General features: G+C 63.9%; 21 protein-coding genes. 4 read left to right on the top strand and 17 right to left on the bottom strand.

Annotation, left to right across the window (positions count from 1 at the left end; genetic code table 11):
- Positions 1–26 precede the first annotated feature (26 nt).
- On the top strand, positions 27–668 hold the full coding sequence (locus tag JQX08_RS09200; RefSeq protein WP_239482051.1) for a type II secretion system protein N: 642 nt from the start codon (positions 27–29) through the stop codon (positions 666–668).
- A gap of 3 nt (positions 669–671) precedes the next feature.
- Positions 672–2,648 carry a type II secretion system secretin GspD gene (gspD, locus tag JQX08_RS09195; RefSeq protein WP_205348063.1) on the top strand — a complete coding sequence of 659 codons (1,977 nt, stop codon included), beginning with the start codon at positions 672–674 and terminating at the stop codon, positions 2,646–2,648.
- Between the two features lie 72 nt (positions 2,649–2,720).
- On the opposite strand, the gene JQX08_RS09190 is transcribed toward gspD, so the two are convergent.
- From JQX08_RS09190 to leuC, 16 genes are all read right to left on the bottom strand, one after another.
- Positions 2,721–3,509, bottom strand: a complete 789-nt coding sequence (locus JQX08_RS09190) for an SDR family oxidoreductase (RefSeq protein ID WP_205348062.1) — start codon at positions 3,507–3,509, stop codon at positions 2,721–2,723.
- Entirely contained in the window at positions 3,509–4,720 is a 1,212-nt protein-coding gene (locus JQX08_RS09185) for an O-succinylhomoserine sulfhydrylase (RefSeq protein WP_205348061.1), read from the bottom strand. The genes JQX08_RS09190 and JQX08_RS09185 overlap by 1 nt, the downstream gene beginning before the upstream one ends.
- Positions 4,721–4,732: 12 nt before the next feature.
- Positions 4,733–6,238 (bottom strand): amidophosphoribosyltransferase, encoded by a 1,506-nt coding sequence (purF, locus tag JQX08_RS09180; RefSeq protein WP_205348060.1) that lies wholly within the window; start codon positions 6,236–6,238, stop codon positions 4,733–4,735.
- An 86-nt stretch (positions 6,239–6,324) separates the two neighbouring features.
- Positions 6,325–6,840, bottom strand: a complete 516-nt coding sequence (locus tag JQX08_RS09175) for a CvpA family protein (RefSeq protein ID WP_205348059.1) — start codon at positions 6,838–6,840, stop codon at positions 6,325–6,327.
- An 89-nt stretch (positions 6,841–6,929) separates the two neighbouring features.
- Positions 6,930–7,553, bottom strand: a complete 624-nt coding sequence (locus tag JQX08_RS09170; RefSeq protein WP_205348058.1) for an SPOR domain-containing protein — start codon at positions 7,551–7,553, stop codon at positions 6,930–6,932.
- Complete coding sequence (gene folC / locus JQX08_RS09165; RefSeq protein WP_205348057.1) at positions 7,537–8,835, bottom strand: bifunctional tetrahydrofolate synthase/dihydrofolate synthase; 1,299 nt, start codon at positions 8,833–8,835, stop codon at positions 7,537–7,539. The genes JQX08_RS09170 and folC overlap by 17 nt, the downstream gene beginning before the upstream one ends.
- Positions 8,832–9,707 (bottom strand): acetyl-CoA carboxylase, carboxyltransferase subunit beta, encoded by an 876-nt coding sequence (gene accD / locus JQX08_RS09160; RefSeq protein ID WP_205348056.1) that lies wholly within the window; start codon positions 9,705–9,707, stop codon positions 8,832–8,834. The genes folC and accD overlap by 4 nt, the downstream gene beginning before the upstream one ends.
- Before the next feature lie 158 nt (positions 9,708–9,865).
- On the bottom strand, positions 9,866–10,492 hold the full coding sequence (locus tag JQX08_RS09155) for a phosphoribosylanthranilate isomerase (protein WP_205348055.1): 627 nt from the start codon (positions 10,490–10,492) through the stop codon (positions 9,866–9,868).
- 45 nt (positions 10,493–10,537) lie between these two features.
- A complete protein-coding gene (gene truA, locus JQX08_RS09150; RefSeq protein WP_205348054.1) occupies positions 10,538–11,407 on the bottom strand; it encodes a tRNA pseudouridine(38-40) synthase TruA in 870 nt (289 codons plus the stop codon).
- A gap of 4 nt (positions 11,408–11,411) precedes the next feature.
- The gene (locus tag JQX08_RS09145) at positions 11,412–14,168 is read right to left on the bottom strand and encodes a motility hub landmark protein FimV (RefSeq protein WP_205348053.1); all 2,757 of its coding nucleotides are present in this window, start codon (positions 14,166–14,168) and stop codon (positions 11,412–11,414) included.
- 150 nt (positions 14,169–14,318) lie between these two features.
- A complete protein-coding gene (locus tag JQX08_RS09140) occupies positions 14,319–15,329 on the bottom strand; it encodes an aspartate-semialdehyde dehydrogenase (protein ID WP_205348052.1) in 1,011 nt (336 codons plus the stop codon).
- 98 nt (positions 15,330–15,427) lie between these two features.
- On the bottom strand, positions 15,428–16,540 hold the full coding sequence (gene asd / locus JQX08_RS09135; protein WP_205348051.1) for an aspartate-semialdehyde dehydrogenase: 1,113 nt from the start codon (positions 16,538–16,540) through the stop codon (positions 15,428–15,430).
- Between the two features lie 57 nt (positions 16,541–16,597).
- Complete coding sequence (leuB, locus tag JQX08_RS09130) at positions 16,598–17,680, bottom strand: 3-isopropylmalate dehydrogenase (protein WP_205348050.1); 1,083 nt, start codon at positions 17,678–17,680, stop codon at positions 16,598–16,600.
- Positions 17,681–17,720: 40 nt separating this feature from the next.
- Entirely contained in the window at positions 17,721–18,485 is a 765-nt protein-coding gene (locus JQX08_RS09125; protein ID WP_205348049.1) for a class I SAM-dependent methyltransferase, read from the bottom strand.
- Between the two features lie 58 nt (positions 18,486–18,543).
- Positions 18,544–19,191 carry a 3-isopropylmalate dehydratase small subunit gene (leuD, locus tag JQX08_RS09120; protein WP_205348048.1) on the bottom strand — a complete coding sequence of 216 codons (648 nt, stop codon included), beginning with the start codon at positions 19,189–19,191 and terminating at the stop codon, positions 18,544–18,546.
- A gap of 11 nt (positions 19,192–19,202) precedes the next feature.
- Positions 19,203–20,630: a 3-isopropylmalate dehydratase large subunit gene (gene leuC / locus JQX08_RS09115; protein WP_205348047.1), complete on the bottom strand. Its 1,428-nt coding sequence runs from the start codon at positions 20,628–20,630 to the stop codon at positions 19,203–19,205.
- A 121-nt stretch (positions 20,631–20,751) separates the two neighbouring features.
- Between leuC and JQX08_RS09110 the strand changes: the two genes are divergently transcribed.
- Together JQX08_RS09110 and JQX08_RS09105 are read left to right on the top strand one after the other, a co-directional pair.
- Positions 20,752–21,633: a LysR family transcriptional regulator gene (locus JQX08_RS09110; RefSeq protein ID WP_205348046.1), complete on the top strand. Its 882-nt coding sequence runs from the start codon at positions 20,752–20,754 to the stop codon at positions 21,631–21,633.
- Positions 21,634–21,747: 114 nt separating this feature from the next.
- A complete protein-coding gene (locus JQX08_RS09105) occupies positions 21,748–25,047 on the top strand; it encodes a sensor domain-containing protein (RefSeq protein WP_205348045.1) in 3,300 nt (1,099 codons plus the stop codon).
- Positions 25,048–25,100: 53 nt separating this feature from the next.
- Here JQX08_RS09105 and JQX08_RS09100 read toward each other — a convergent pair whose 3' ends face one another.
- Positions 25,101–25,550: an Hsp20 family protein gene (locus tag JQX08_RS09100; RefSeq protein WP_205348044.1), complete on the bottom strand. Its 450-nt coding sequence runs from the start codon at positions 25,548–25,550 to the stop codon at positions 25,101–25,103.
- Positions 25,551–25,640: the final 90 nt, after the last annotated feature.

Genomic DNA, 25,640 nt, shown 5'->3' with positions numbered 1-25,640 from the left:
CAAGAAAACATCATGGAGTGACACCCTTGGCCAACGCCCCCCGAACGCTCTCGATCCGGCGACACGCACCGCTGCTGCTTGGCGCGCTGCTGATCATCGCCATGAGCGTCAGCCTGGCCTGGCAAACCGCCGACTGGATTCGCCTGTTGCGCCACGCACCGACAGTGCAGAGCGCAGCACCGGCCACCCTCACCACGCGGGCACTCGAAAATCTGGACAGCCTGTTCGGCGCCAGCGGCCCGGCAAGCAGCGCGCCGCCGCCCTCGACCAACTTGCGCCTGACCTTGCGCGGCAGCTTCGTCAACGCCAATGCGCAACATTCCAGCGCCATTATTCAGCGCGAAGGCAGCAAGCCAGAACGTTTTATCGTGGGTTCGGAGATCGATTCAGGCGTGCGTCTGCACGGTGTCTACCGCGATCGCGTCGAGCTGGAGCGCGCGGGCCGCCTGGAAACCCTGACCTTCCCCACCCGGCGCAGTACGCCCCCCGCCGCGAGCGCGCCAACTGACAGCACTGCCGACGAGCTCTCTGCCCTGCAGGACGAAAACGCCGCAGAGCTGCGTGAACGCATGGAATCTCTCCGCCAGCAGATGGAAGCGGCCGGCACGCTGCCCGCCGAAGAAGCCCCTAGCGAAACGCCCCCAGAACCGCCTACGGAAAGCGATTGAACGATGCCAGCCCATTTCTCGCGCCTTACCTTCGCCCTCCTCGCCGCCGGCCTGCTCGCCACCCCGCTGGCCGCTTCCGCCGCCATCAATCCGGCGACAACGGGCAATAGCAGTACTCAGCAGGATGAACGCTGGACCATCAATCTGAAGGACGCGGATATTCGCGAGTTCGTTGATCAGGTCGCCGACATTTCCGGTGAAACCTTCATCGTCGACCCCAGGGTCAAGGGCCAGGTCAGCGTGGTGTCGAAAGCGCCGCTGTCGCTGACCGAGGTGTACCAGCTGTTTCTCTCGGTGATGGCGACCCACGGCTTCAGCGTGATCACCCAGGGCGGTCAGACGCGCATCGTGCCCAACGCCGAGGCAAAGGCCGAAGCCGGTGGTGGACGGCTGGGCGGGGAAACCATGGAAACCCGGCTGATCCAGGTGCAGCACACCCCGGTGACCGAGCTGATTCCGTTGATCCGCCCCCTGGTCCCGCAATACGGCCACCTCGCCGCCGTGACGACCGCCAACGCGCTGATCATCAGCGACCGTAGCGCGAACATTGCCCGCATCGAAACCCTGATCCGTCAGCTCGACCAGAAAAGCGATCACGACTACAGCGTCGTCGACCTCAAGTACGGCTGGGTCACCGACGTGGCTGACGCCCTGAACAGCGCTCAGGCGCGGGGGCAAACCAAGGGTGTCAGCGGCACCCAAGTGGTGGCCGACACGCGAACCAACCGCCTAATCCTCATCGGTCCACCGGCCGCGCGCGCCAAACTGGCTGGACTGGCCCGCTCGCTGGACACGCCGACCACGCGCTCCGCCAACACCCGCGTGATCCGCCTGCGCCACAACGACGCCAAGGCCCTGGCCGCCACGCTCAGCGAACTTTCCGAAGGTCTCAAGGCCCCGGAAGGCGAAGGCGCCGCGCCGGCCGGTGGCGGCCCCGGCAAGCCGCAGACACTGTTGATCCGCGCCGATGAAAGCCTTAACGCCCTGGTACTACTGGCCGAGCCGGACACCGTGGCAACGCTGGAAGAGATTGTCCGCCAGCTCGACGTGCCGCGCGCCCAGGTGATGGTCGAGGCAGCCATCGTCGAAGTCTCCGGCGATATCACCGACGCCCTAGGCGTGCAGTGGGCGGTCGATGCGCGCGGCAGCACCGGCGGGCTGGGTGGCGTGAACTTCGGCAATACCGGGCTCTCCATCGGCTCGGTACTGCAGGCCATCCAAGACGACCGCAATGACGTCGACAACCCGCTCCTCAACAACCTGCCCGATGGCGCCATCGTCGGCATCGGCACCGACAGCTTCGGCGCGCTGATCACCGCCTTGTCGGCCAACAGCAAGAGCAACCTGCTCTCCACACCGAGCCTACTGACCCTGGACAACCAGAAGGCCGAGATCCTGGTCGGCCAGAACGTGCCATTCCAGACCGGCTCGTTCACCACCACCACCGACGGCGCGAGCAACCCGTTCAACACCATCGAGCGCAAGGACATCGGCGTAACGCTCAAGGTCACTCCACACATCAACGATGGCGCCACCCTGCGCCTGGAGATCGAGCAGGAAATTTCCTCGATCGCCCCCAGCGCCACGCTGACCGCCCAGGCCGTCGATCTGATCACCAACAAGCGCTCGATCAAGAGCACGATCCTCGCCGAAGATGGCCAGGTCATCGTGCTCGGCGGCCTAATCCAGGACGATGTCACCCAGACCGATTCGAGGATTCCGCTGCTCGGTGATATCCCCTGGATCGGCCGGCTATTCCGCTCGACCAAGGACACCCATATCAAACGCAACCTGATGGTGTTCCTGCGTCCCAGCGTGATCCGCGATCGTGCTGGCCTGGCCGCGCTGTCCGGCAAGAAGTACGGAGACATTCGGGTCCTGGGCGGCGGTGACGACGAGCACCCGAGCATCCTGCCGGCCAATCCGCTGCAACTGTTCGATGGACGCGGCGCTCCGGCGGTCGATCTGCGCCAGAACTGAATTCGGCGCAAACAAAACAGGCGGCGAATCCCTCGGATTCCCGCCTGTTTTGTTATGTAGAAGCCGTGCGGCTTACTGGTAGATCATCTTCCGCGTCATGCCGCCGTCGACCAGGAACTCCTGACCGGTGACAAAGCCTGCGCAACCGGACAGCAGCCAGCCGACCAGCGCCGCCACATCCTCGACCGTGCCCACCCGCCCCGCCGGATGCTGCGCATGATCCTGCTCGCTGAGCGGATCGGCACGCCGCTCGCTGGGATCGCGCGCATCGATCCAGCCCGGACTCACGGCGTTGACGCGCACGTCGGGTCCGAGGCTGACTGCCAGTGCGTGGGTCAAGGCCAACAACCCGCCCTTGCTCGCCGCATACGCCTCGGTGTGCGCTTCGGACTGGTGACTGCGCGTCGAACAGATGTTGACGATGGCCCCACAGTGGGCGCGCAGATACGGCGTGCAGTACTTGGCCAGCAGCATCGGGCCAGTCAGATTGACCGCCAGGGTGCGCTGCCAGCGGCCCAGATCGAGGCTTTCCAGCGGAGAGTTGTGCGGGTCGGCGACCGCGGCATTGTTGATCAGCGCATCGAGCCGGCCGAACTGCCCCAGCACTTCTGCGACGGCGACGACCACCTGGCTTTCCTGCGCCACGTCCACGCCGACGAACCAGGCATTGGGGCCCAGCGCTTCAGCGACCTTCGAGCCACGACTGCGATCGACATCGGCCAGCACCACCTGCCAGCCTTCGACAATCAGCCAGGCCGCGATACCGAGGCCGATGCCATGCGCCGCCCCGGTGACCAACGCAACCTTGCCGTTGTTTGTCGGGGCACCCGTGAGCTGCAGATCGACCGTCGACTCCACCATCAGAGCGCTGCCAGTCCCCGGACCAGGTCGGCCTTGAGATCTTCCAGCTCTTCCAGGCCAACCGCGACGCGCACCAGGTTATCGGCGATGCCGGCCTTAGCCCGCTCTTCCGGCGACAGACGACCGTGCGAGGTGGTCGCCGGATGGGCGATGGTGGTTTTGGTGTCACCGAGGTTGGTGGTGATCGAAATCATCCGCGTCGCATCGATGAAGCGCCAGGCGCCAGCCTTGCCGCCCGCCACCTCGAAGCTGACCACCGCCCCGAACGCCGACTGCTGACGCTTGGCCAGCTCGTGCTGCGGATGGCTGGACAGCCCGGCGTAGTAGACCCGCTCGATGCCGGGCTGGCCTTCCAGCCACTCGGCCAGCGCCAGGGCGCTTGCGCTGTGCGCCTGCATGCGGATGCGCAGGGTTTCCAGACCTTTGAGGAACACCCAGGCGTTGAACGGACTCAGGGTCGGGCCGGCGGTACGGAGGAAGCCGACCACTTCCTGCATCTGCTTGCTGCGACCCGCCACCACGCCACCGAGGCAGCGCCCCTGGCCGTCGATGTATTTGGTTGCGGAGTGGATGACGATATCCGCACCGAGCTTCAGCGGCTGCTGCAGCGCCGGGGTGCAGAAGCAGTTGTCCACGGCCAGCAGCGCGCCCTGGGCATGCGCCACCTCGGCCAGCGCGGCGATATCCACCAGCTCGGCCAGCGGATTAGACGGCGACTCAACGAAGAACAGCTTGGTGTTGGGTTTGCACGCCGCACGCCAGCCGTCGACATCGGCGAGAGCCGGGTAGTCGACCTGCACGCCGAAGCGTTTGAGGTACTTCTCAAACAGGCTGATAGTTGAGCCGAACACGCTGCGCGAGACCAGTACGTGGTCGCCGGCGCTGCACAGGGCCATCACCGTGGCGAGAATCGCCGACATGCCCGAAGCGGTGGCCACCGCCTGCTCGGCGCCTTCCAGCGCCGCAATGCGCTCTTCGAAAGCCCGCACAGTGGGGTTGGTATAGCGCGAGTAGACGTTGCCCGGCACTTCGCCGGCGAAACGTGCCGCGGCATCGGCAGCCGTGCGGAACACGTAGCTGGAGGTGAAGAACAGCGGCTCGCCGTGCTCGCCCTCAGGCGTGCGCTGCTGGCCGGCGCGCACCGCGAGGGTGTCGAACGCGGCGCCTTCGAGGTCGCTGTCCAGCCGACCGGCATCCCATTCCTGACTCATCTCCCGCCCTCTTCAGTTGTTGTACAGGTCGATGATCGCGCTGACTGCCTGCGACTTGACCTTGCTGGCGTCGTTGCGCGCCTGCTCGATCTTGTTCAGGTAGGCCTCGTTGACATCGCCGGTGACGTAGTTGCCATCGAACACCGCGCAATCGAAATGCTCGATCTTGATCTTGCCGCCGCCAACCGCCTCGATCAGGTCCGGCAAGTCCTGGTAGACCAGCCAATCGGCGCCGATCAGCTCGCCCACTTCTTCGGTGGTACGGCCATGGGCGATCAGTTCGTGGGCGCTCGGCATGTCGATGCCATACACGTTGGGGTAGCGCACCGCTGGGGCCGCCGAGCAGAAGTAGACGTTCTTTGCGCCGGCCTCGCGGGCCATCTGGATGATCTGCTTGCAGGTGGTACCGCGCACGATGGAGTCGTCGACCAGCATCACGTTCTTGCCGCGGAATTCCAGCTCGATGGCGTTGAGCTTCTGCCGCACGGATTTCTTGCGCGCCGCTTGGCCCGGCATGATGAAGGTCCGGCCGATGTAGCGGTTCTTGACGAAGCCCTCGCGGAACTTCACGCCCAGTCGGTTGGCCAGCTCCAGCGCTGCGGTCCGGCTGGTATCGGGAATCGGGATCACCACGTCGATGTCGTGGTCGGGACGCTCGCGGAGGATCTTGTCGGCGAGCTTCTCGCCCATGCGCAGGCGCGCCTTGTACACCGAGATGCCGTCCATGATCGAATCCGGGCGCGCCAGGTAGACGTGCTCGAAGATGCACGGCGAGTACTGCGGATTGCGTGCGCACTGGCGGGTGTGCAGCTTGCCGTCTTCGGTGATGTACACCGCCTCGCCCGGCGCCAGGTCACGGATCAGCGTGAAGCCAAGCACGTCCAGCGACACGCTTTCCGAGGCGATCATGTACTCGACGCCCTCGTCGGTATGACGCTGACCGAACACGATCGGGCGAATGCCGAAGGGGTCGCGGAAACCGACGATGCCGTAGCCGGTGATCATCGCCACCACTGCGTAACCACCGAGGCAACGCTCATGCACGTCGCTGACCGCGGCGAACACGTCTTCCTCGGTCGGCTGCAACTTGCCGCGCTGCGCCAGCTCATGGGCGAACACGTTGAGCAGGACTTCGGAATCGGAGTTGGTGTTGACGTGGCGCAGGTCAGACTCGTAGATCTCCTTGGCCAGCTGCTCGACGTTGGTCAGGTTGCCGTTGTGCGCCAGTGTGATGCCATACGGTGAGTTGACGTAGAACGGCTGTGCCTCGGCGGAGCTTGAGGAGCCCGCGGTCGGGTAGCGCACGTGGCCGATGCCCATGTGCCCGACCAGGCGCTGCATGTGTCGTTGCTGGAACACATCGCGCACCAGACCGTTGTCCTTGCGCAGGAACAGGCGACCTTCGTGGCTGGTCACAATGCCGGCAGCGTCCTGGCCGCGATGCTGAAGGACGGTTAGCGCGTCATACAGCGCCTGATTGACGTTCGACTTACCGACGATACCGACGATGCCACACATGCGACGCAACCCCTGCTAGTAGTTCAGGCTAATGACGGGTGTCAGCGCTCGCTGCTGGAGCCAGCGCAACACCCCAACACAATGGCTTAACCGGGTATACCCAGGCCGCCATTCGAGAGCCAGCGACCGGTGAAGCTCAAAATGAGCGACTTCGACCAGTCGGCGACCATCAAGAAATGCGGCAGCAGTGTCGACTGCTGCCACCAGGAATCCTGCTGAACCGGTGCCAAGCTGAGCAGCCCCACGGCCACCACCACCAGCAAAGCACCGCGGGCGGCACCAAACACCATGCCCAGAAAGCGGTCTGTGCCGTCCAGGCCGGTGACCCGAATCAGCTCGCCAATGAGAAAGTTGACTAGCGCCCCCACCAGCAAGGTGACGACGAACAAGAGTACGCAGGCGGCGATTACGCGCGCCGACGGCGTTTCAATGAAATCGGCAAGGTGTTGCGCCAGCGCGCCACCAAACATCCAGGCTACGGCCCCGGCGACAATCCAGGTAACCAGCGATAGCGCTTCCTTGACGAAGCCGCGTCTCAAGCTGATCAGACTGGAAACCACGATGATGGCGATAATCGCCCAATCGAACCAGGTAAATGCCACGGCGCAGTCTACGAACGGGAAAGGCGCTGCATTTTAACAGACGCCCGCCCCTGGGGTAAGCCGCGCTCGGCAGTTAGGGCGCGACGAGGTTAGCTGCGCTCGGGCTGGAAACGCACGATGAAGCCGTTCAGCTTCTGTTGACGGTTGAGCTGGTCGCGCAAGCGGTCTGCCTCGGCACGCTCAATCACCGGCCCGACGAACACCCGGTTCATGCCGTCGGTGGTGCGGATATAGGCGTTGTAGCCCTTACTGCGCAGGGTCTTCTGCAGACTTTCCGCGCTGGCGCGATTTGACAGGCTTGCCAGCTGGATCGACCAACTGACCGGCAGGCTATTGGCATCCAGCCTGCTGGCCGGCGCGGATGGTGCTGCCGGCGCCTCGAAGGGCGGCACGACTACTGGGGCGGGAGTGGCCGCCGGAACTGGCTGCGGAGCCTGGGCTACCGGGGGCACGACCGGCTGCACCGGCGTCTCGCCCGCCTGCGACTCGGCAGGCACAGGCTCGTCGGGCAGCGGTTGCGGCTCCGGAACGATAACTGGATCCAGCTTGGCAACAGGAGCAGCAGGGGCTTGCGGCATCGGCGGCGCATCGACCACGACATGACGGGTCTCGTCCTGCCGTGACAGCAGCATCGGCAGGAAGATTACCGCCAAGGCCACCAGTACCAGCGCCCCCACGATGCGCTGTTTAAGCCCTTTATCCAGCAATGCCATCCTGCATGTCTCCCCTGGAATGGCGGGCCAGCCACTCCAAGGCCTCGGCCACGCAATAAAAAGAACCGAACAGCAGGATCTCATCTCCCGCCGCCGCATGCTCGCATTGTGCCACGAGCGCGGCCGCTACGCTGGAGTAGGCGGTCACGGAAGCACCCTGCTTGCGCAACGCAGCCTCCAATTCGGCAGCCGGCCGTGTGCGGCTGGTCGGCAGCGGCGCCACCGCCCAATCGCGCACCTGCGCGAGCAGCGGCTGGACAACCCCGCCCAGATCTTTGTCGGCGAGCAGGCCAAAGACCGCCAGACGCCGCGACGTGGACGCCAGGCGGCCGGCCAGATACTGAGCCGCATGGGGGTTGTGCCCCACATCCAGCAGCACGCTCAGCGGCTTACCTTTCCATACCAGCTGGCGGCGGTCCAGCCGCCCAGTGATTCGCGCCCCGACCAGCGCCTCGGCCAGCTCGTCAGCCCGCCACGGCAAATCCAGTAAGGCATAAGCCTGGAGGGCCAAGGCCGCGTTCTCCATCGGCAGGTCGAGCAGCGGCAGGTCATGCAACTGCACGAGCTGCCCCTGCCGATCATGACCGAACCAGTGCCAGCCGTTTTCAGTCATGGCCAGATCGTAATCACGCCCCCGCAGAAAGAACGGCGTGGCCAAGTTGGTAACCTGGGTCAAAAGGGATTGCGGCGGCTCAAGATCGCCGCAGAGAGCAGGTCGGCCTTGGCGCAGAATACCGGCCTTCTCGAACGCGACCGACTCTCGACTATCGCCAAGCCAATCCGCGTGATCCAGACCAATACTGGTGATCAGGGCCAGGTCAGCATCGATAAGGTTGACGGCATCCAGGCGACCGCCCAGCCCTACTTCCAAGATCGCGAAATCCAGCGCGGACCGCTCAAACAGCCAGAATGCCGCGAGCGTGCCCATTTCGAAGTAGGTCAGGGAAATCTCGCCGCGCGCGGCCTCGACCGCGGCAAACGCCTGACACAGCTCGTCGTCACCCATCTCACGGCCGTTGATGACGACACGCTCGTTGTAACGCAGCAGATGCGGGGAACTGTATACACCTACGGTGAGGCCCTGACGCTGCAGCAGGCTGGCAAGGAATGCACAGGTCGACCCCTTGCCGTTGGTGCCGGTCACGGTAATCACCCGTTTGGCGGGCCTCCCCAGACCGAGGCGCTGCGCTACTTCACGCGAACGCTCCAGCCCCATGTCGATGGCCGAGGGGTGCAACTGCTCTAGATAGCTCAGCCAATCGCCGAGGGACCTGGGCATCATGCGGCAGCGATCGGACTCGCCTGTCCCGTCAGCTTGGCCAGCACCTTGGCCAGGCGCTCGCTCAACTCGCGGCGATGCACGATCAGGTCGATTGCGCCATGCTCCAGCAGGAATTCGCTGCGCTGGAAGCCTTCCGGCAGTTTTTCGCGCACGGTCTGCTCAATCACGCGCGGCCCGGCGAAGCCGATCAGTGCCTTGGGTTCGGCGACAATCACATCGCCCAGCATGGCCAGGCTGGCCGACACGCCACCGTACACCGGATCGGTCAGCACCGAGATAAACGGCACGCCTTCCTCGCGCATGCGCGCCAGCACCGCCGAGGTCTTGGCCATCTGCATCAGCGAGATCAACGCTTCCTGCATGCGCGCACCACCTGAAGCCGCGAAGCAGATCAGCGGGCAGCGACGCTCCAGCGCCACATTGGCGGCACGCACGAAGCGCTCACCGACGATCGCACCCATCGAACCACCCATGAACTCGAACTCGAACGCACAGGTCACGACAGGCATGCCGTGCAAGGTGCCACCGATGGCCACCAGGGCATCCTTCTCGCCAGTCTGCTTCTGGGCCGCAGTCAGGCGATCCTTGTACTTTTTGCTATCACGAAACTTCAAGCGATCCACTGGCTCGAGGTCTGCACCAATCTCTTCGCGCCCCTCGCTATCGAGGAACATGTCCAGGCGCGCCCGGGCGCCGATGCGCATGTGGTAGTCGCACTTTGGGCAAACTTCGTAGTTCTTTTCCAGCTCAGGCTTGTAGAGCACTGCGTCGCAGGATGGGCACTTGCGCCAAAGCCCTTCGGGCACCGAGCTCTTCTTTACCTCGGAACGCATGATCGAGGGGATCAGCTTGTCTACCAGCCAGTTACTCATGCTCTCTTCTCCAAAGCTGTTGGTCAGGACATCTCGGCAGGTACCTGCCATCAGACATCCAGCTAGCGAAATCGTGTGCGCCGCGACGAAAAGATCGCCAACAGCAGCCACCTTGCGTCAAGACAGTTCGCTAGTGGACGGCAGCGGTGGATTTGCCGTCACACTTGCGCCTGTTTCACTTCGCGGATGAACGCACGGACCTTTCCGGCATCCTTGATGCCTTTGCTCGCCTCCACGCCGCCGCTGACGTCCACGGCATAGGGCTTTACCTGTTCGATCGCCTGCCGCACATTGGCCGCAGTCAGCCCACCAGCAAGAATGAGCGGACACTCCAGGTCGGCAGGCACCAAAGTCCAGTCAAAGGCTTCACCGGTGCCCCCCGGAACGCCGGGAACGAAGGTATCGAGCAAGATACCGGCTGCGCCGGCAAACTGACGCGCCTGCGCGGCGACATCGTCGCCGGCTTTCACCCGCAGCGCTTTGATATAGGGGCGATGATAGCCCTCGCAGTCTGCCGGCGACTCATCACCATGGAACTGCAGCAGGTCCAGCGGGACAGCACCGAGAATCTCGATCAACTCGGCGCGAGTAGCGTTGACGAAAAGACCGACAGTGGTGACGAACGGCGGCAATGCAGCGATGATCGCGCGCGCCTGTTGGACAGTGACCGCCCGCGGGCTTGGCGCATAGAACACGAAGCCGATGGCATCCGCGCCCGCCTCAGCAGCGAGCAGCGCGTCCTCGATCCGAGTGATCCCACAGATTTTGCTGCGAACAATCGACAACGCGGCGGCTCCTATCACGAAAGGCTTAGGATCTTAGCAAAAGCCCTATTGCACGTCAGCGGAGCAGTCTGGCAACCCGGACAGAAAATGCGGCCCCAGATAGCGCTCCGGCAGAACGAACTCTTCCGGGTACTCCACCTGCACCAGGTACAAGCCATAGGGATGCGCAGTAACGCCGCCCTCGCGTCGATCTCTCCCGTTCAGCACTGCCTCCGCCCAGCCCACAGGTTGCTCATCGGCGCCAATGGTCATCAGCACCCCGGCGATATTGCGCACCATGTGATGGAGGAAGGCTGTGGCACGGATATCCAGCACGATCAGCTTGCCGTGCGGAATGACATGCAAGTGGTGGATGTGCTTGATCGGTGACTTCGCCTGGCATTGGGTGGCGCGGAACGCGCTGAAGTCATGGGTACCCAGCAGACAACGACTGGCGTCGTGCATCCGCTGAACGCCCAGCGGCCGATGATTCCAGGTGACTTCCTGGCCCATATGCGCCGGCCGGATCAGGTCGTTGTAGATGACATAGCGATAGCGTCGCGCAACCGCCTTGAACCGCGCATGGAAGTGCGCGGGCATTAGCTGTGCCCAGGTCACACTGACGTCGTGGGGCAAGTTGGCGTTCGCCCCCATCACCCAGGCATTGAGCGGGCGCTGCACTTGCGTATCGAAATGCACGACTTGGCCGCTGGCATGCACACCGGCATCCGTACGCCCCGCACAAATCACGCTGACTGGCGAGGCCGCGACCTTGGACAGCGCCTCTTCCAACACTTGCTGAACGGACGACACACCCGAGGCCTGGCGCTGCCAGCCCCGATAGCGCGAGCCCTTGTACTCGACGCCTAATGCGACTCTGGAAAAGCCCGCGGCAGCCATTTCGGCTGCCGCGGGAGACACTACAACATCAGTCATGGATCTATGCGAGACGGGCGATCAACTCGCGCGCTTCCTGTTGTTGACCATCGTTACCCTCGGCAATCACTTCATCAAGGATGTCGCGGGCGCCTTCGGTATCACCCATATCGATGTAGGCTCGGGCAAGGTCGAGTTTGGTCGCGGTTTCATCAGTGCCCGACAGGAAGTCGAAGTCGTCCCCACCCTCGAGATCATCTTCAGCCACCAGCGTATCCGCGTGTGCCGCCTCGAAGGCCGGCATCGGCTCATCCAACTTGCCAAGTCCGGCACTGACTTCCTCCAGCTGAGCGGCAAAGCTATCCGCCTCCAGCGCAGAGGCCGGCAGATCGTCGTCCAGCGACAGATCGAAGTCAGCCGGCAGCTCTGCTGCGGCAGCCGACGGAGCTTCCGGCAATTCGAAGTCAAGATCAGCCAATTCCGCGGCCTTCGGCTCGACACTCAGCTCATCATCGAGACTCAGCAGGAACGAGTCGTCTTCTTGCGCCTGGGTAGGCTCGGCTTCAATGTCCAGACCGAAATCCGCCAGATCGTCACTAGCCGCAGCATCTGCCAGATCCAACTCGAAATCGGTGTCCGCGGCGCTTTCGGCCAGCACGGGAGCAGGCTCATCCAGATCAAAACCGATCAACGAGTCTTCCTCGGAAGCACTGGCGACCGCATCGCGATCCAGCTCTGCCTCCAGGTCATCGAGACTCAAATCAAAGGCATCATCCTGGGCTGGAGCCGGCACAGCGACGCTTGGCTCTTCATCAAAAGAAAGGTCGGCGAAATCGAGATCATCTGCCTGACTGGCAGACGCACTGGCTAGCCCCGCCACTCCTGCGGCGGTAGCCACAGTAGCCATCGAGGGATACCGGGCTTTCAGCTGCTCGACCTCCCCGGCAGCGCCGCCGATTTCGCGCAGTTCGCTTTCCTGGCGAGCGAAGCCGTCCCGATCACCCAACTCGGCCTGCACTTCCATCAGCTTGACGCGCAGGTCACTGCGGTGCGGCTCGTCATTGATCGCGTTCTGAAGCAATTCGGCGGCCTGATTGAAGCGACCATAGGCAATGTAGATATCCGCCTCGCCCAAGGCGTCGCTGGTTTGCGCAGTAACACGCTCGCCTGCGGATTGCGCGACGGGCTCCACCGACTCGATGTCGGTGAAATCCGACTCCGGCAGATCGAGCGTGGCGCCGAACCCATCGTCGTCCTGCTGGCTGGCCAGGCTGTTGTGCAGATCGCTCTCTTTCTGCGCATTGCGGCGCGATACCACCATCAACAGAATCAGCAGGGCGAGCAACGCACTACCACCGGCCACACCCAGGAACATCGGGTTGGCCATCACATCGTCAAGGAAGCCTGACTCAGGCTGTTCGACCACCACAGGCGCAGGAGCCGGTTCGGCTTGTTGAACTGGGGCAGTTTCAACTGGCGGCGCGGCAGGCGCTTCGGCCTGAGCAGCAGGTTGCGGAGTTTCCGTACTAGCAGCCGGAGTCGCCGGTGCAGTTTCTTCGCTGTAGTTGTAGTCCGGGGTGGCCGGTGCTTCTGCAGGCGCGGCAGCCTGAGGGGCTGGAGCCGGTTGCTCGGCGACCGGCGCAGCGGCGCTCGACGCAACCGGCGCGGCCTCCGCGGGTTTGACTTGCCCTTTGGCGGCCAGGTCAGCCTGCAGCTTGGCGAGCTGCTCGTCTTTCAACTGGATCAGACGCTGCAGCTTGTCGAGCTGGCCTTGCAGGTCGCCCATGCGACTTTTCAGCTCGTCGTTCTCGCGGCGCGTGGTGTCGAGACTTTCCTTGGTGACCGCAAGCTTTTCGTTCAGCGCTTTGGTGTCGCCAGAAGCGCCCTGGCTGCCTGCCTTGGTGGCGTCACCGGAAACCAGTTTCAGGCTGTCTTTGCTCTCGGCCTGCGCGGGGGCCGCTCCCGCGGCGGTACGCTTGGTGGCATCGAGCTGGCGCGCACTGCTGCCGGCCAGGCTGCGACCTTCGCGCCACGCCGAGTTCTGTGCGGCGACCTGAGCGATCGCCTCGGACTGCGAGCGGCTGGTGACTTGCTGGGCATCCGGCAGACGCAGCACCTGACCTTTTTTCAGGCGGTTGATGTTGCCGTCGACAAAGGCATCCGGATTCAGATCCTGGATGGCCAGCATGGTCTGATGGACGGAGCCAGAGGGACGAACACGCTCAGCGATCTGCCACAGGGTGTCGCTGGATGTGGTGCGGTATTCGTTGCCGTCCAGCGGTGCGCTGCTGGCAACCGGAGCAGCCTGGCGCACGACCGGAGCGCTGGCGACCGGCTGCGCCGGGCGAGTGACGGCAGGACGGGTTACCGGAGCGGCAACCGGCAACTGCGGTGCGGCCGCCGATGCAGTCTGCGGCGAATAGAGTGGCGGATCGAGCAACAAGGTGTATTCGCGCAAGAGGCGACCGCTTGGCCACAGCACTTCAACCAGGAAGTTCAGGTAGGGCTCGCGCACCGGCTTGGTGGACGTAACCCGGATGACACTCTTGCCGTTGGGCTTGAGGACGGGCGTGAACTTGAGGTCGGTGAGGAAGTACTGGCGATCGACACCAGCCTTGTTGAACTCTTCAGGTGAGGCGAGCTTCGGGATCAGCTCGTTCGAGGCCAGATCATTCACCTCGAGCAGGGTGATCTCGGCATCCAGCGGTTGGTTCAACGCCGACTTGAGTGTGACTTCCCCTAGTCCTAATGCGTGCGCCATACCGGAGGTGAATGCCGAAGCAGCCGCAATTGCCAGTACTAGTTTGCGTACCCGAACCATAGAGTTATCCCTTGTTTTATCTTTTTTTCTCGACGGGCGAGATGGCGTCAGTTGCTGCCGCTTCCGTCGTGTGACGGGTCCCCACCAGCAATCCGCTCAGTCAGTATTGCCAAGCTAGAAAATTTCTTCAAATTTCTAGATAAGTATCTTTTACAGATAGTGTTTTATCAATAATTCGCCCAACTGCACAGCGTTCAGCGCTGAGCCTTTCCGCACATTATCAGACGCAATCCACAAATTGAGTTCGGCATCATCGGTCAGCCCCGAGCGCAACCGTCCTACATATACCGCATCCTGCCCGACGGCATCACCGACAGCCGTCGGATAGTCGTCCGAGTCGACCAACTCCACCCCAGGCGCAGCTTCAAGTGCGGCCTGGACGGCCAGCAAATCGACGGCGGACACCAGCTCCAAGGTAACGCTCAGGCTATCGCCGAAGAAGACTGGCGCCTGAAGGCAGGTCGCCGAGACTTTCAACGCATCGTCAGCTAGCACGTGCCTTATATCGGCGGCGATCTGTAGTTCTGAACGGGTATGCCCGGTGCCCTGAATGGGCTCGGTGCGCGCCAACAGGTTGAAGGCGATCTGCCGGTCGAAGAAGCGAGGCTCCAGCGGGCGCATGTTGAGCAGCTCGGTGGTCTGGCGCGCCAACTCGGCTACACCCTCGCGCCCCGCGCCCGACACCGCCAAGCAAGCGGTGACACTGAGGCGCCGAACAGTCAGCAATGAACGCAACGGTGCGAGCACCACCGCCAAGGCAGTCGCGGTTGCATTCGGGCAAGCCACCTGAACCGGAACGGCGAGGCTCGCCAATACCTCGGCGTTGACCTCCGGCACGACGCGCGGCGCCTGGTCTGCCGGCAGCGCGCCACTCAGATCGATGACCGAACAACCGGCGGCCTGGGCGCGCGGCGCATAGCTGAGGGTAACCGCCTCCGCGGCCGCGAAGAACGCCAGCTGCACCTGGGAGAAATCGAACGCGTCGATGTCGCGAACCCGGACGTTCTTGCCCCGAAAGGGCAGCGACTGGCCTACCGACTCGCTACTGGCGAGCAGGTGCAGGTTCAGCAGGGGAAATTCACGCTCTTCGAGCAGCTGAACCAAAGTCTCACCGACGGTACCGGTGGCACCAATCACGGCGACATTGAATAACTTAGACATCGGGAGGCCTTACGCGAACTGCAGGAGGAGCGGCACTGTACCGCCCTCCTCTGCGCGCAGGCAATTTGGCGCCGACCATCTGTCGGCGCCAGGCGGGATCAACGCTCCAGCAGGATTCGCAGCATGCGGCGCAGCGGTTCGGCCGCACCCCACAGCAGCTGGTCACCGACGGTGAAGGCGCCGAGGTACTGCGAGCCCATGTTGAGTTTGCGCAGACGCCCCACTGGAACACTCAGGGTGCCGGTCACCGCAGTCGGCGTCAGCTCGCGCATGCTCAGCTCGCGCTGATTCGGCACCAGCTTGACCCACGGATTGTGCTGGCTGATCAGCCCTTCGATGTCGGAAATCGGCACGTCTTTGTTCAGCTTGATGGTCAGCGCCTGGCTGTGGCAGCGCATGGCGCCGATGCGCACGCACAGACCGTCGACCGGGATCGGGCTCTTGAAGCGACCGAGGATCTTGTTGGTCTCGGCCTGGCCCTTCCACTCTTCGCGGCTCTGGCCGTTCGGCAGTTCCTTGTCGATGTAGGGGATCAGGCTGCCAGCCAGCGGCACGCCAAACTGGTCGACCGGGAAGCTGTCGCCACGCATGGCTTCGGCGACCTTGCGATCGATGTCGAGGATGGCACTGGCCGGATTGGCCAGGTCGTCCGCCACCGCGCTGTTGATCGCGCCCATCTGCTTGATCAGCTCGCGCATGTTCTGCGCGCCCGCACCGGAGGCCGCCTGGTAAGTCATGGCGCTCATCCACTCGACCAGGCCGGCCTCGTAGAGACCACCCAGGGCCATCAGCATCAGGCTGACGGTGCAGTTGCCACCGATGTAGTTCTTCACGCCGCCGTCCAGCGACTGGTCGATGACCTTGCGGTTGACCGGGTCCAGCACGATCACCGCATCGTCGGCCATGCGCAGCGTCGATGCCGCATCGATCCAGTAGCCTTGCCAGCCGGCTTCGCGCAGCTTGGGGAAGACTTCGCTGGTGTAGTCGCCACCCTGGCAGGTAAGGATCACGTCGAGGCTTTTCAGCTCATCGATGCTGTAGGCGTCCTTCAGCGGAGCAATGTCCTTACCTACCGCCGGGCCTTGGCCACCGACGTTGGAAGTGGTGAAGAACACCGGCTCGATCAGGTCGAAATCCCGCTCCTCCAGCATTCGCTGCATGAGCACGGAACCGACCATGCCGCGCCAACCGATCAGACCTACACGTTTCATCGCAACTACACCTTTATTGGAATACCGATCCACCGCCGCAGCGGTGGGCCCGGAAGATTACAGATTACGCAAAGCGGCGACTACCGCATCGCCCATTTCACGGGTACCGACCTTGGTCTTGCCTTCCGACCAGATATCCCCGGTACGCAAGCCCTGATCGAGCACCAGGCTCACCGCTTTCTCGATGGCGTCGGCCGCCTCGGCCTGGGCGAAGCTGTAACGCAGCATCATCGAGACAGAGAGAATGGTCGCCAGCGGGTTGGCGATACCCTTGCCGGCGATATCTGGCGCCGAGCCGTGGCATGGCTCGTACATACCCTTGTTGTTGGCATCCAGCGACGCCGACGGCAGCATGCCGATGGAGCCAGTGAGCATGGAAGCCTCATCCGACAGAATGTCGCCGAACATGTTGTCGGTAACCATCACGTCGAACTGCTTGGGCGCACGCACCAGCTGCATCGCCGCGTTGTCGACGTACATGTGCGACAGCTCGACGTCCGGGTACTCCTTGGCCACCTCCTCCACCACCGCACGCCACAGCTGGCTGGACGCAAGCACGTTGGCCTTGTCCACCGAGCAAAGCTTCTTGCCGCGCAGGCGCGCCATGTCGAAGCCCACCTTGGCAATCCGGCGGATCTCGCTCTCGCTGTACGGCAGGGTGTCGTAGGCCATGCGCTCGCCGTTCTCCAGCACCTTGCTCTCGCGCGGCTGGCCGAAGTAGATGCCGCCGGTCAGTTCGCGGACGATCAGGATGTCCAGACCGGCAACCACTTCCGGCTTGAGGCTGGAAGCCTCGGCCAGTTGCGGGTAGAGAATCGCCGGACGCAGGTTGCCGAACAGGCCGAGCTGCGAACGGATCTTCAGCAGACCGCGCTCCGGACGGATCGCCGGGTCGATGGCGTCCCACTTCGGTCCGCCGACCGCACCGAGCAGCACGGCGTCGGCCGCCCGGGCGCGGGCCAGGGTCTCGTCGGCCAGCGGCACACCGTAGCGGTCGATGGCGGCGCCACCCAGGTCGTCATAGCTCAGCTCGAAGCCTAGCTGATACTTGTCATTGGCCAGCTCCAGCACCTTGACCGCCTCGGCCATGATTTCCGGGCCGATACCATCGCCAGGGAGAACCAGAATCTGCTTGCTCATGCTTTCCTCTCGTTAGACGCCCGTGGCGCCATGCAAATACTTAACGCTCGGCCCACAGCACCAGCACATCGGTGCTGAACGAGCCATCGGCGGCAATCTCAAAATACTCACGCACTTCTTCGCCCACTGCGCCCTGCAGCGCTCGAATGGCCGCGCGGAAGACCTCGGGCGTGCGCATCCGCTCGACCCAGGAGGTGAACTCCAGATGCAGGCGCTGACGGGCGTGGCTGGTCACCTGCAAGCCGGCATCGCCGACCAGCCGCAGCCATTCGGCGGCGGAGTAGTCGCGGACATGGCTGGTGTCGCGCAGCAGCTCGACGGCCTGCAAGTGACTGTCGAGCAGCGGCGAGCCCGGCGCAATCACATCGATGAACGCCGCCACGCCACCTGACTTCAGAACCCGGCGCACTTCACGCAGGGCCAGGCCGACATCGCTCCAGTGGTGCGCCGAATAGCGGCTGAAGACGAAATCGAAGCTGGCATCGGCGAACGGCAGGCGCTCGGCAGCGCCCTGCTCGGTGCGAATGTTGGCCAAGCCACGCTCGCCGGCCGCCGCAGCCACCACCGCGAGCATCTGCGCCGACAGGTCGTAAGCCACCACCTCGCCGACCAGCGGGGCGACATGAAAACTCACATGCCCGGCGCCACAGCCGAGATCCAGCACCCGTGCGGCGCCCTGCTTGGCCACCGAGGCCTGCAACTGGGCGAATTCAGCGCCCTGGGCGTGCACATTGCTGTTCAGGTACGCGCTGGCCTGTTCGCCGAACTGTACCTGGACGACCTGGGCATGGGACTTGTCGGTCATAGCGGTTTCCTTCATCGGTGACGCTGCACAGTGGCCAGCCGTAGCTGGCCCCGCGGCGTTACTTGATCGCCCCGAACAGCCACGGCTGGCTGCGCTGGTGCTGGCTCTCGAAGTCCTTGATCGCATCGGCGACCTGCAGGGTCAGGCCGATGTCGTCCAGGCCGTTGAGCAGGCAATGCTTGCGGAACGCGTCCACCTCGAAGTGGTACTGCTTGCCGTCCGGACGCGTCACGGTCTGCGCCTGCAGATCGACGGTCAGCTGATAGCCCTCGGTGGCCTCAGCCTGCGCGAACAGTTCGTCGACTTCCTGATCGTTCAGGATGATCGGCAGCAAGCCGTTCTTGAAGCTGTTGTTGAAGAAGATGTCGGCGAAGCTCGGCGCAATGATGGTGCGGAAGCCGTACTCTTCCAGCGCCCACGGCGCGTGCTCACGCGACGACCCGCAACCGAAGTTCTCGCGAGCCAGCAGCACGCTGGCACCCTGGTAGCGCGGGAAGTTCAGCACGAAGTCCTGGTTCACCGGGCGCTTGGAGTTGTCCTGGTTCGGCTGGCCGACATCCAGGTAGCGCCACTCGTCGAACAGGTTCGGGCCGAAGCCGCTGCGCTTGATCGACTTGAGGAACTGCTTGGGGATGATCTGGTCGGTGTCGACGTTGGCACGATCCAAAGGCGCGACCAGACCGGTGTGTTGGGTAAAGGCTTTCATGTTCGCTCTCCTCAGGCCTGGATCAGTTCACGCACGTCAACGAAACGGCCGGTGACGGCAGCGGCGGCCGCCATGGCCGGGCTGACCAGGTGGGTGCGCCCGCCGGCGCCCTGACGGCCTTCGAAGTTGCGGTTCGACGTCGAGGCGCAATGCTCGCCGCTTTCCAGGCGGTCCGGGTTCATCGCCAGGCACATCGAGCAGCCCGGCTCACGCCATTCAAAACCGGCCTCGATGAAGATCTTGTCCAGGCCTTCCTTCTCGGCCTGCGCCTTGACCAGGCCGGAGCCTGGCACCACCAGCGCCTGCTTGACGGTCGAGGCGACCTTGCGGCCCTTGGCCACTTCGGCGGCGGCGCGCAGGTCTTCGATCCGCGAGTTGGTGCAGGAGCCGATGAACACGCGGTCCAGCTGGATATCGGTGATCGCCTGGTTGGCGCTCAGGCCCATGTACTTGAGGGCGCGGACGATCGAGTCGCGCTTGACCGGATCGGCCTCGGCGGCCGGGTCCGGCACGTTCTGATCGACGGCCAGGACCATCTCCGGCGAGGTGCCCCAGCTGACCTGCGGCTTGATGTCTTCGGCCTTCAGCTCGATCACGGTGTCGAAGTGCGCATCGGCGTCGGAGACCAGATCACTCCACACCTCAACGGCCTTGGCCCAATCGGCGCCTTTCGGGGCGAACGGACGGCCTTCGACGTAAGCAATGGTCTTCTCGTCGACGGCAACCATGCCGACCCGCGCACCGGCCTCGATGGACATGTTGCAGATGGTCATGCGGCCTTCCATCGACAGCTCGCGAATCGCGCTGCCGGCGAACTCCAGGGCATGGCCGTTGCCACCAGCGGTGCCGATCTTGCCGATCACGGCCAGCACGATGTCCTTGGCAGTGACGCCGAACGGCAACTTGCCCTCGACGCGCACCTGCATGTTCTTCATTTTCTTGGCCACCAGGCACTGGGTGGCGAGCACGTGCTCGACCTCGGAAGTGCCAATGCCGTGCGCCAGCGCGCCGAACGCACCATGCGTCGAGGTGTGCGAATCGCCGCAGACCACGGTCATGCCTGGCAAGGTCGCACCCTGCTCCGGGCCGACCACGTGGACGATGCCCTGGCGCACGTCGTTCATCTTGAACTCGAGGATGCCGAAGTCGTCGCAGTTCTCGTCGAGGGTTTGCACCTGAATGCGCGACACCTCGTCGGCGATGGCTTCCAGGCCACCTTGGCGTTCGGCCTGGGTGGTCGGCACGTTGTGGTCCGGGGTAGCGATGTTGGCGTCGATGCGCCACGGCTTGCGGCCCGCCAGACGCAGCCCTTCGAACGCCTGCGGCGAGGTCACTTCATGGAGAATGTGACGGTCGATGTAGATCAGCGACGAACCATCGTCGCGACGCTTCACCTCGTGCATGTCCCAGAGCTTGTCGTACAGCGTTTTGCCGGCCATCAGATAACCCTCATCAGCGTCTTTCTATGCCCTTAAGGCTTGTGGGGATGATGCTATGTGCTTGCATTGAATAACTCAAATTCATATTTTTCATCCATTAGATAACCGACAGGAATTCGAGATGGACCTGGCCAACCTCAATGCTTTCATCGCAATCGCCGAAACCGGCAGCTTCTCGGAAGCCGCCGAGCGCCTGCATCTCACCCAGCCGGCGGTCAGCAAGCGCATCGCCGGCCTCGAGCAGCAGCTCAAGGTGCGCCTGTTCGATCGCCTGGGCCGCGAGGTGAGCCTCACCGAGTCGGGCCGCGCCCTGCTGCCGCGCGCCTACCAGATCCTCAATGTGCTGGACGACACGCGGCGCGCCCTGACCAACCTGACCGGCGAAGTAAGCGGTCGGCTGACCCTGGCGACCAGCCACCACATCGGCCTGCACCGCCTGCCGCCGCTGCTGCGCGCTTTCACCCGGGCGCATCCGCAGGTGGCGCTGGACATCCAGTTCCTCGATTCCGAAGTGGCCTATGAGGAAATCCTCCACGGCCGCGCCGAACTGGCGGTCATCACCCTCGCCCCGGAAACCCACACTCCGGTACTGGCGAGGGCGGTTTGGGACGATCCGCTGGACTTCGTCGCCGCGCCGGAACATCCGCTGGCGCGCAATGGCAGCGTGAGTCTGGCCGACATCGCCAGCCATCCGGCGGTGTTTCCCGGCGACCATACCTTCACCCACCACATCGTCCGCGGCCTGTTCGAGGCGGCCGGGCTGACGCCCAACATCGCCATGAGCACCAACTATCTGGAGACCATCAAGATGATGGTGTCCATCGGTCTGGCCTGGAGTGTGCTGCCGCGCACCATGCTCGACGACCAGGTAGTGCGCCTACCCGTATCGGGCATTCAGTTAACGCGCCAGCTCGGCTACATCTTGCACAGCGAACGAACGCTCTCGAATGCGGCCAAAGCCTTTATGCAACTGCTCGACGAACAACGCTTCGCTATTGCCTAGGCGGCGCGGCAGCGACTAAGGTGCGCCCCAAAACAACAATAAAAAAGGCCATTGCATGAACCCGCTTTGCCAGTATTGCGCGGGCCACGGAGTTCTCGCTCGCCGAGATTGCCGATGACCGACCGGACCCCGCCGCGCCCCCCGTTGTTTGTACCGCCGACCCTGGACGCGGTGGCCGTCGAGCAGCCATTGCAGGACTCCGCCAGCCTGCTCGCCGCCCTCGACGGCGCGGGCCTGGGCGCCTGGTCGTGGAGTGCCGGCGGCAATCGACTCAGCCTCTCCGATGGCGCCAAGGCGCTGCTCGGCCTCGACTCCTGCCAGCCGCTGACCCCGCACCTCAACTACTTCGACCTGATCCTGCCGGAAGACCGTGACGAATTCCGCCGGGTGGCGCAGACCGTACTCAGCAGCCCGGACGGCAATCATGTATTGCAACACCGCCTGCGCTGGCCGGACGGCAGTCTGCGCTGGCTGGAGGTCAGCGTCCTGGTCCAGCAGGATGTCGATGGTGAGCCCCGCCTGGTCGGCCTGCTGCGCGACATCACCGAACGCAAGGCGCGCCGGGAAGAGCTGCGCAGCAGCGAGGAGAAGTTCAGCAAGACCTTCTACAACAGCCCGGATGCGATCGTCATCACCGAACGAGAAAGCGGTCGCTTCGTCGACCTCAACCCGAGCTTTGAGCGGCGCTTCGGCTGGCAGCGCGACGAAGCCCTGCTGCAAACCTCGCAAAGCCTGGGCATCTGGGTCGACCCACTGGACCGCCAGCGCATGCTCGAACTGCTCAAGCACGACGGTCAGCTGCGCGCCATGGAAGCCCGCCTGCGCAGCCGCGATGGCCGGGTCAGCCTCAATCTGCTGTATGGCAGCGAAATCGAGCTGCACGGCCGCCCGTGCGTGGCCCTGACGGTGCGCGACATTACCCATTTGCGCGCGCAGGAGCAGGCGCTCAAGGACAGCCAGGAGCAATTGACCCTGGCCCTGGCCGCCGCCCACCTGGGCACCTGGGACCTGGACATCCCCAGCGAAACCCTTGAGCTCTCCGAGCATGCGGCAGCGCTGCACGGCATGCCACCCGGTCCCTTCTACGGCAAGATCGAGCTGTTCCTCGCCTACCTGCCGGACGATGACCGGGCGGCCATCGTGCGGATTTTCCGCGAGCTGATGAAAGGCCTGCGCAACGACTTCCGCTTCGTCTACCGCTCCCGGCAGAGCAACGGCGAAATCCGCTACCTGAAGACCACCGGCAAGGTCTACCACGACACTACCGGCCAGCCCGCCCGGCTAGTCGGTACGCTGGCCGACATCAGCGAGCAGGTGCAACGCGAGCAGCGCTTGAGCGCTTCCGAGGAGAAATTCGCCAGCCTGTTCCAGACCATTCCCTACCCGGTCTGCCTGGTACGGGCACGCGACAACACCTTTCTCGAGATCAACCCGAGCTTCACCGACACCTTCGGCTGGCACCCCGAGGAGGTCACCGGGCCCGACAGCAGCACGATCCAACTGATCGCCGATGCCGAGCAACGCCAGCGCCTGCCGCAGCTGCTGCTTGCCGAACCAAGGCTGGACAACATTGAGGTGCGCCTGCTGACCAAGGCCGGCGCCGTGCTGGTCTGCACCCTCTCCTGCCGCCACATCCTCGTCGATGGCGAAACCTGCATCACCATCACCTTCCGCAACATCACCGAGCAGAAGCGCGCGGAAGCCGAACTGCGCGCCAGCGAAGAAAAATTCGCCAAGGCGTTCCACAACAGCCCGGACGCCATCAGCATCACGGCACGCGATACCGGGCGCTACCTTGAGGTCAACGAAGGGTTCTGCCGGCTGACCGGCTACCAGATCGAGGAAGTGCTGGGCCGCACCCCCATGGAACTGAACATCTGGGGCTACGCCTTCGATCGCCAGGCGATGCTGAAGCGGCTCGATCAGGAGGGCCATATCCACCACCACGAAGTGTCGTTGTGCCACCGCGATGGCAGTGCGCGCCTCGTCGACGCCTCCATCGAGCCCCTAGACCTCAATGGCGAGCGCTGCCTGCTGCTCACCGCCCGCGATGTCGCCGAGCTCAAGCGCGCGCAGGAGCAGATCCAGCACCTCGCCTACCACGACCCGCTGACCAACCTGCCCAACCGCGCCTTGCTGATGGATCGGCTCACCCAGCAGATCGCCCTGATGCAGCGTCACGATCTGCGCGGCGCCCTGCTGTTCCTCGACCTCGACCGCTTCAAGCACATCAACGACTCGCTCGGCCATCCGACCGGCGACGCAGTACTGAAAATGGTCACGGCGCGCCTGGAAGCCAGCGTGCGCCTGGAAGACACCGTGGCTCGCCTCGGTGGCGACGAGTTCGTGATCCTGCTGTCCGGCCTTGAAGGCAAGCGCTCGCAGGTCACCCGTCACGCCCGCCAGGTGGCCGACAAGCTGCGCAAGCTGCTCGCCGAGCCGATGCTGCTCGACGGACATCGCCTGCAGGTCACGCCGAGCATCGGCATCGCGCTGATCCCCGACCACGGCGACACGCCGGCCGACCTGCTCAAGCGTGCCGACATCGCGCTGTATCGCGCCAAGGACTCCGGGCGCAACGCCATCCAGCTGTTCCGCACCAGCATGCAGGCCGCCGCCAGCGAACGCCTGCGCCTCGAGAACGAATTGCGCCAGGCCTTGCTGCGCGGCGAGTTCGAGCTGTTTTTCCAGCCCCAGGTGGATGCCCGCAGCGGCCAGGTCATCGGCGCCGAAGCCCTGCTGCGCTGGCAGCACCCGACCCTCGGCGCACAATCGCCGGCGCTGTTCATTCAGGTACTGGAGGACAGCGGCCTGATCCTGCCGGTCGGCGGCTGGGTGCTCAGCGAGGCCTGCAGGGCCTGCGAGCAACTGATCGCCGAGCAGCTGGTCGACGGTGATGATTTCAGCCTGTGCGTCAACATCAGCCCGCAGCAGTTCCGCCAGAGCAACTTCGTCGAGCAGGTCGCCGCCAGCCTGCGCGACAGCGGCCTGCCGAGAGCCATGCTGAAGCTGGAGATCACCGAAGGCATCGTCATTCACAACCTCGACGACACCATCGCCAAGATGCATCGCCTGAAGAAGCTCGGCGTCAGCTTCGCCATGGACGACTTCGGCACCGGCTACTCGTCGCTGACCTACCTCAAGCGGCTGCCGGTGGATGTGCTGAAGATCGACCAGTCGTTCGTCCGCGACGCCACCCATGACCCCAACGACGCGGAAATCGTCCGCGCCATCGTCGCCATGGCGCGCAGCCTGGGCCTGTCGATGATCGCCGAAGGCGTCGAGCAGCAGGAGCAGCTGGATTTCCTCCAGCAGCAGGGCTGCCACCTCTATCAGGGCTACCTGTACAGCCGCCCGCTGCCGCTGGCGGAGTTCCGCGCGCTGCTGGTCCACGCCAAGCAACGCCCGCAGTGACCCAGAAACCAACAGGGCGCCCGAAGGCGCCCTGTGGTGTGCATAGCCGCGGCTCAGTAATCGAGCGCCGGACGCTCGGTGCTGATGGGAATGCGCTTGGCCTTGGCCTCTTCCGGCACGATGCGCACCAGGTCGATGTTCAGCAGGCCATGCTGCAGCGCCGCGCCTTTGACTTCGATATGGTCGGCGAGGCGGAACGACAGCTTGAACGCGCGCTGGGCAATGCCCTGGTGCAGGAAGGTCACGCTGTCGCTGCCCTTGTCGCGCTTGGCACCGTTGACGGTCAGCACCCCGCGCTCGACCTGCAATTCCAGGTCATTGTCCTGGAAGCCGGCTGCCGCGATGACGATGCGGTAGCTGTCGTCGCCGTGCTTCTCGACGTTGTAGGGCGGGTAGGAACTGCCAGCTTCGCTACTGCGCAGGGCGGATTCGAACAGGTCGTTGAACCGGTCGAAACCGATGGACTGACGGAACAGCGGAGCCAGGGAAAGTACGTTACTCATGGAGCATCTCCTGAATTTCAGCGAGTGGTTAAGTGCGGGACCCGACTTCGGCATCCCGACACTCCCCTATCTGGAGACGCGTCGATAATT

The organism is Zestomonas insulae (assembly GCF_016901015.1).
GTDB classification, from domain to species: domain Bacteria; phylum Pseudomonadota; class Gammaproteobacteria; order Pseudomonadales; family Pseudomonadaceae; genus Aquipseudomonas; species Aquipseudomonas insulae.
Note: the sequence above shows the minus strand (reverse complement) of the source record. Positions and strands in the feature narration are given on the sequence as shown.

Coding starts and splice junctions, on each gene's coding strand:
- gspD (WP_205348063.1), top strand. CDS start 672: ATGCCAGCCCATTTCTCGCGCCTTACCTTCGCCCTCCTCGCCGCCGGC.
- JQX08_RS09190 (WP_205348062.1), bottom strand. CDS start 3,509: ATGGTGGAGTCGACGGTCGATCTGCAGCTCACGGGTGCCCCGACAAAC.
- JQX08_RS09185 (WP_205348061.1), bottom strand. CDS start 4,720: ATGAGTCAGGAATGGGATGCCGGTCGGCTGGACAGCGACCTCGAAGGC.
- purF (WP_205348060.1), bottom strand. CDS start 6,238: ATGTGTGGCATCGTCGGTATCGTCGGTAAGTCGAACGTCAATCAGGCG.
- JQX08_RS09170 (WP_205348058.1), bottom strand. CDS start 7,553: ATGGCATTGCTGGATAAAGGGCTTAAACAGCGCATCGTGGGGGCGCTG.
- folC (WP_205348057.1), bottom strand. CDS start 8,835: ATGATGCCCAGGTCCCTCGGCGATTGGCTGAGCTATCTAGAGCAGTTG.
- accD (WP_205348056.1), bottom strand. CDS start 9,707: ATGAGTAACTGGCTGGTAGACAAGCTGATCCCCTCGATCATGCGTTCC.
- truA (WP_205348054.1), bottom strand. CDS start 11,407: ATGACTGATGTTGTAGTGTCTCCCGCGGCAGCCGAAATGGCTGCCGCG.
- JQX08_RS09145 (WP_205348053.1), bottom strand. CDS start 14,168: ATGGTTCGGGTACGCAAACTAGTACTGGCAATTGCGGCTGCTTCGGCA.
- JQX08_RS09140 (WP_205348052.1), bottom strand. CDS start 15,329: ATGTCTAAGTTATTCAATGTCGCCGTGATTGGTGCCACCGGTACCGTC.
- asd (WP_205348051.1), bottom strand. CDS start 16,540: ATGAAACGTGTAGGTCTGATCGGTTGGCGCGGCATGGTCGGTTCCGTG.
- leuB (WP_205348050.1), bottom strand. CDS start 17,680: ATGAGCAAGCAGATTCTGGTTCTCCCTGGCGATGGTATCGGCCCGGAA.
- JQX08_RS09125 (WP_205348049.1), bottom strand. CDS start 18,485: ATGACCGACAAGTCCCATGCCCAGGTCGTCCAGGTACAGTTCGGCGAA.
- leuD (WP_205348048.1), bottom strand. CDS start 19,191: ATGAAAGCCTTTACCCAACACACCGGTCTGGTCGCGCCTTTGGATCGT.
- leuC (WP_205348047.1), bottom strand. CDS start 20,630: ATGGCCGGCAAAACGCTGTACGACAAGCTCTGGGACATGCACGAGGTG.
- JQX08_RS09110 (WP_205348046.1), top strand. CDS start 20,752: ATGGACCTGGCCAACCTCAATGCTTTCATCGCAATCGCCGAAACCGGC.
- JQX08_RS09105 (WP_205348045.1), top strand. CDS start 21,748: ATGACCGACCGGACCCCGCCGCGCCCCCCGTTGTTTGTACCGCCGACC.
- JQX08_RS09100 (WP_205348044.1), bottom strand. CDS start 25,550: ATGAGTAACGTACTTTCCCTGGCTCCGCTGTTCCGTCAGTCCATCGGT.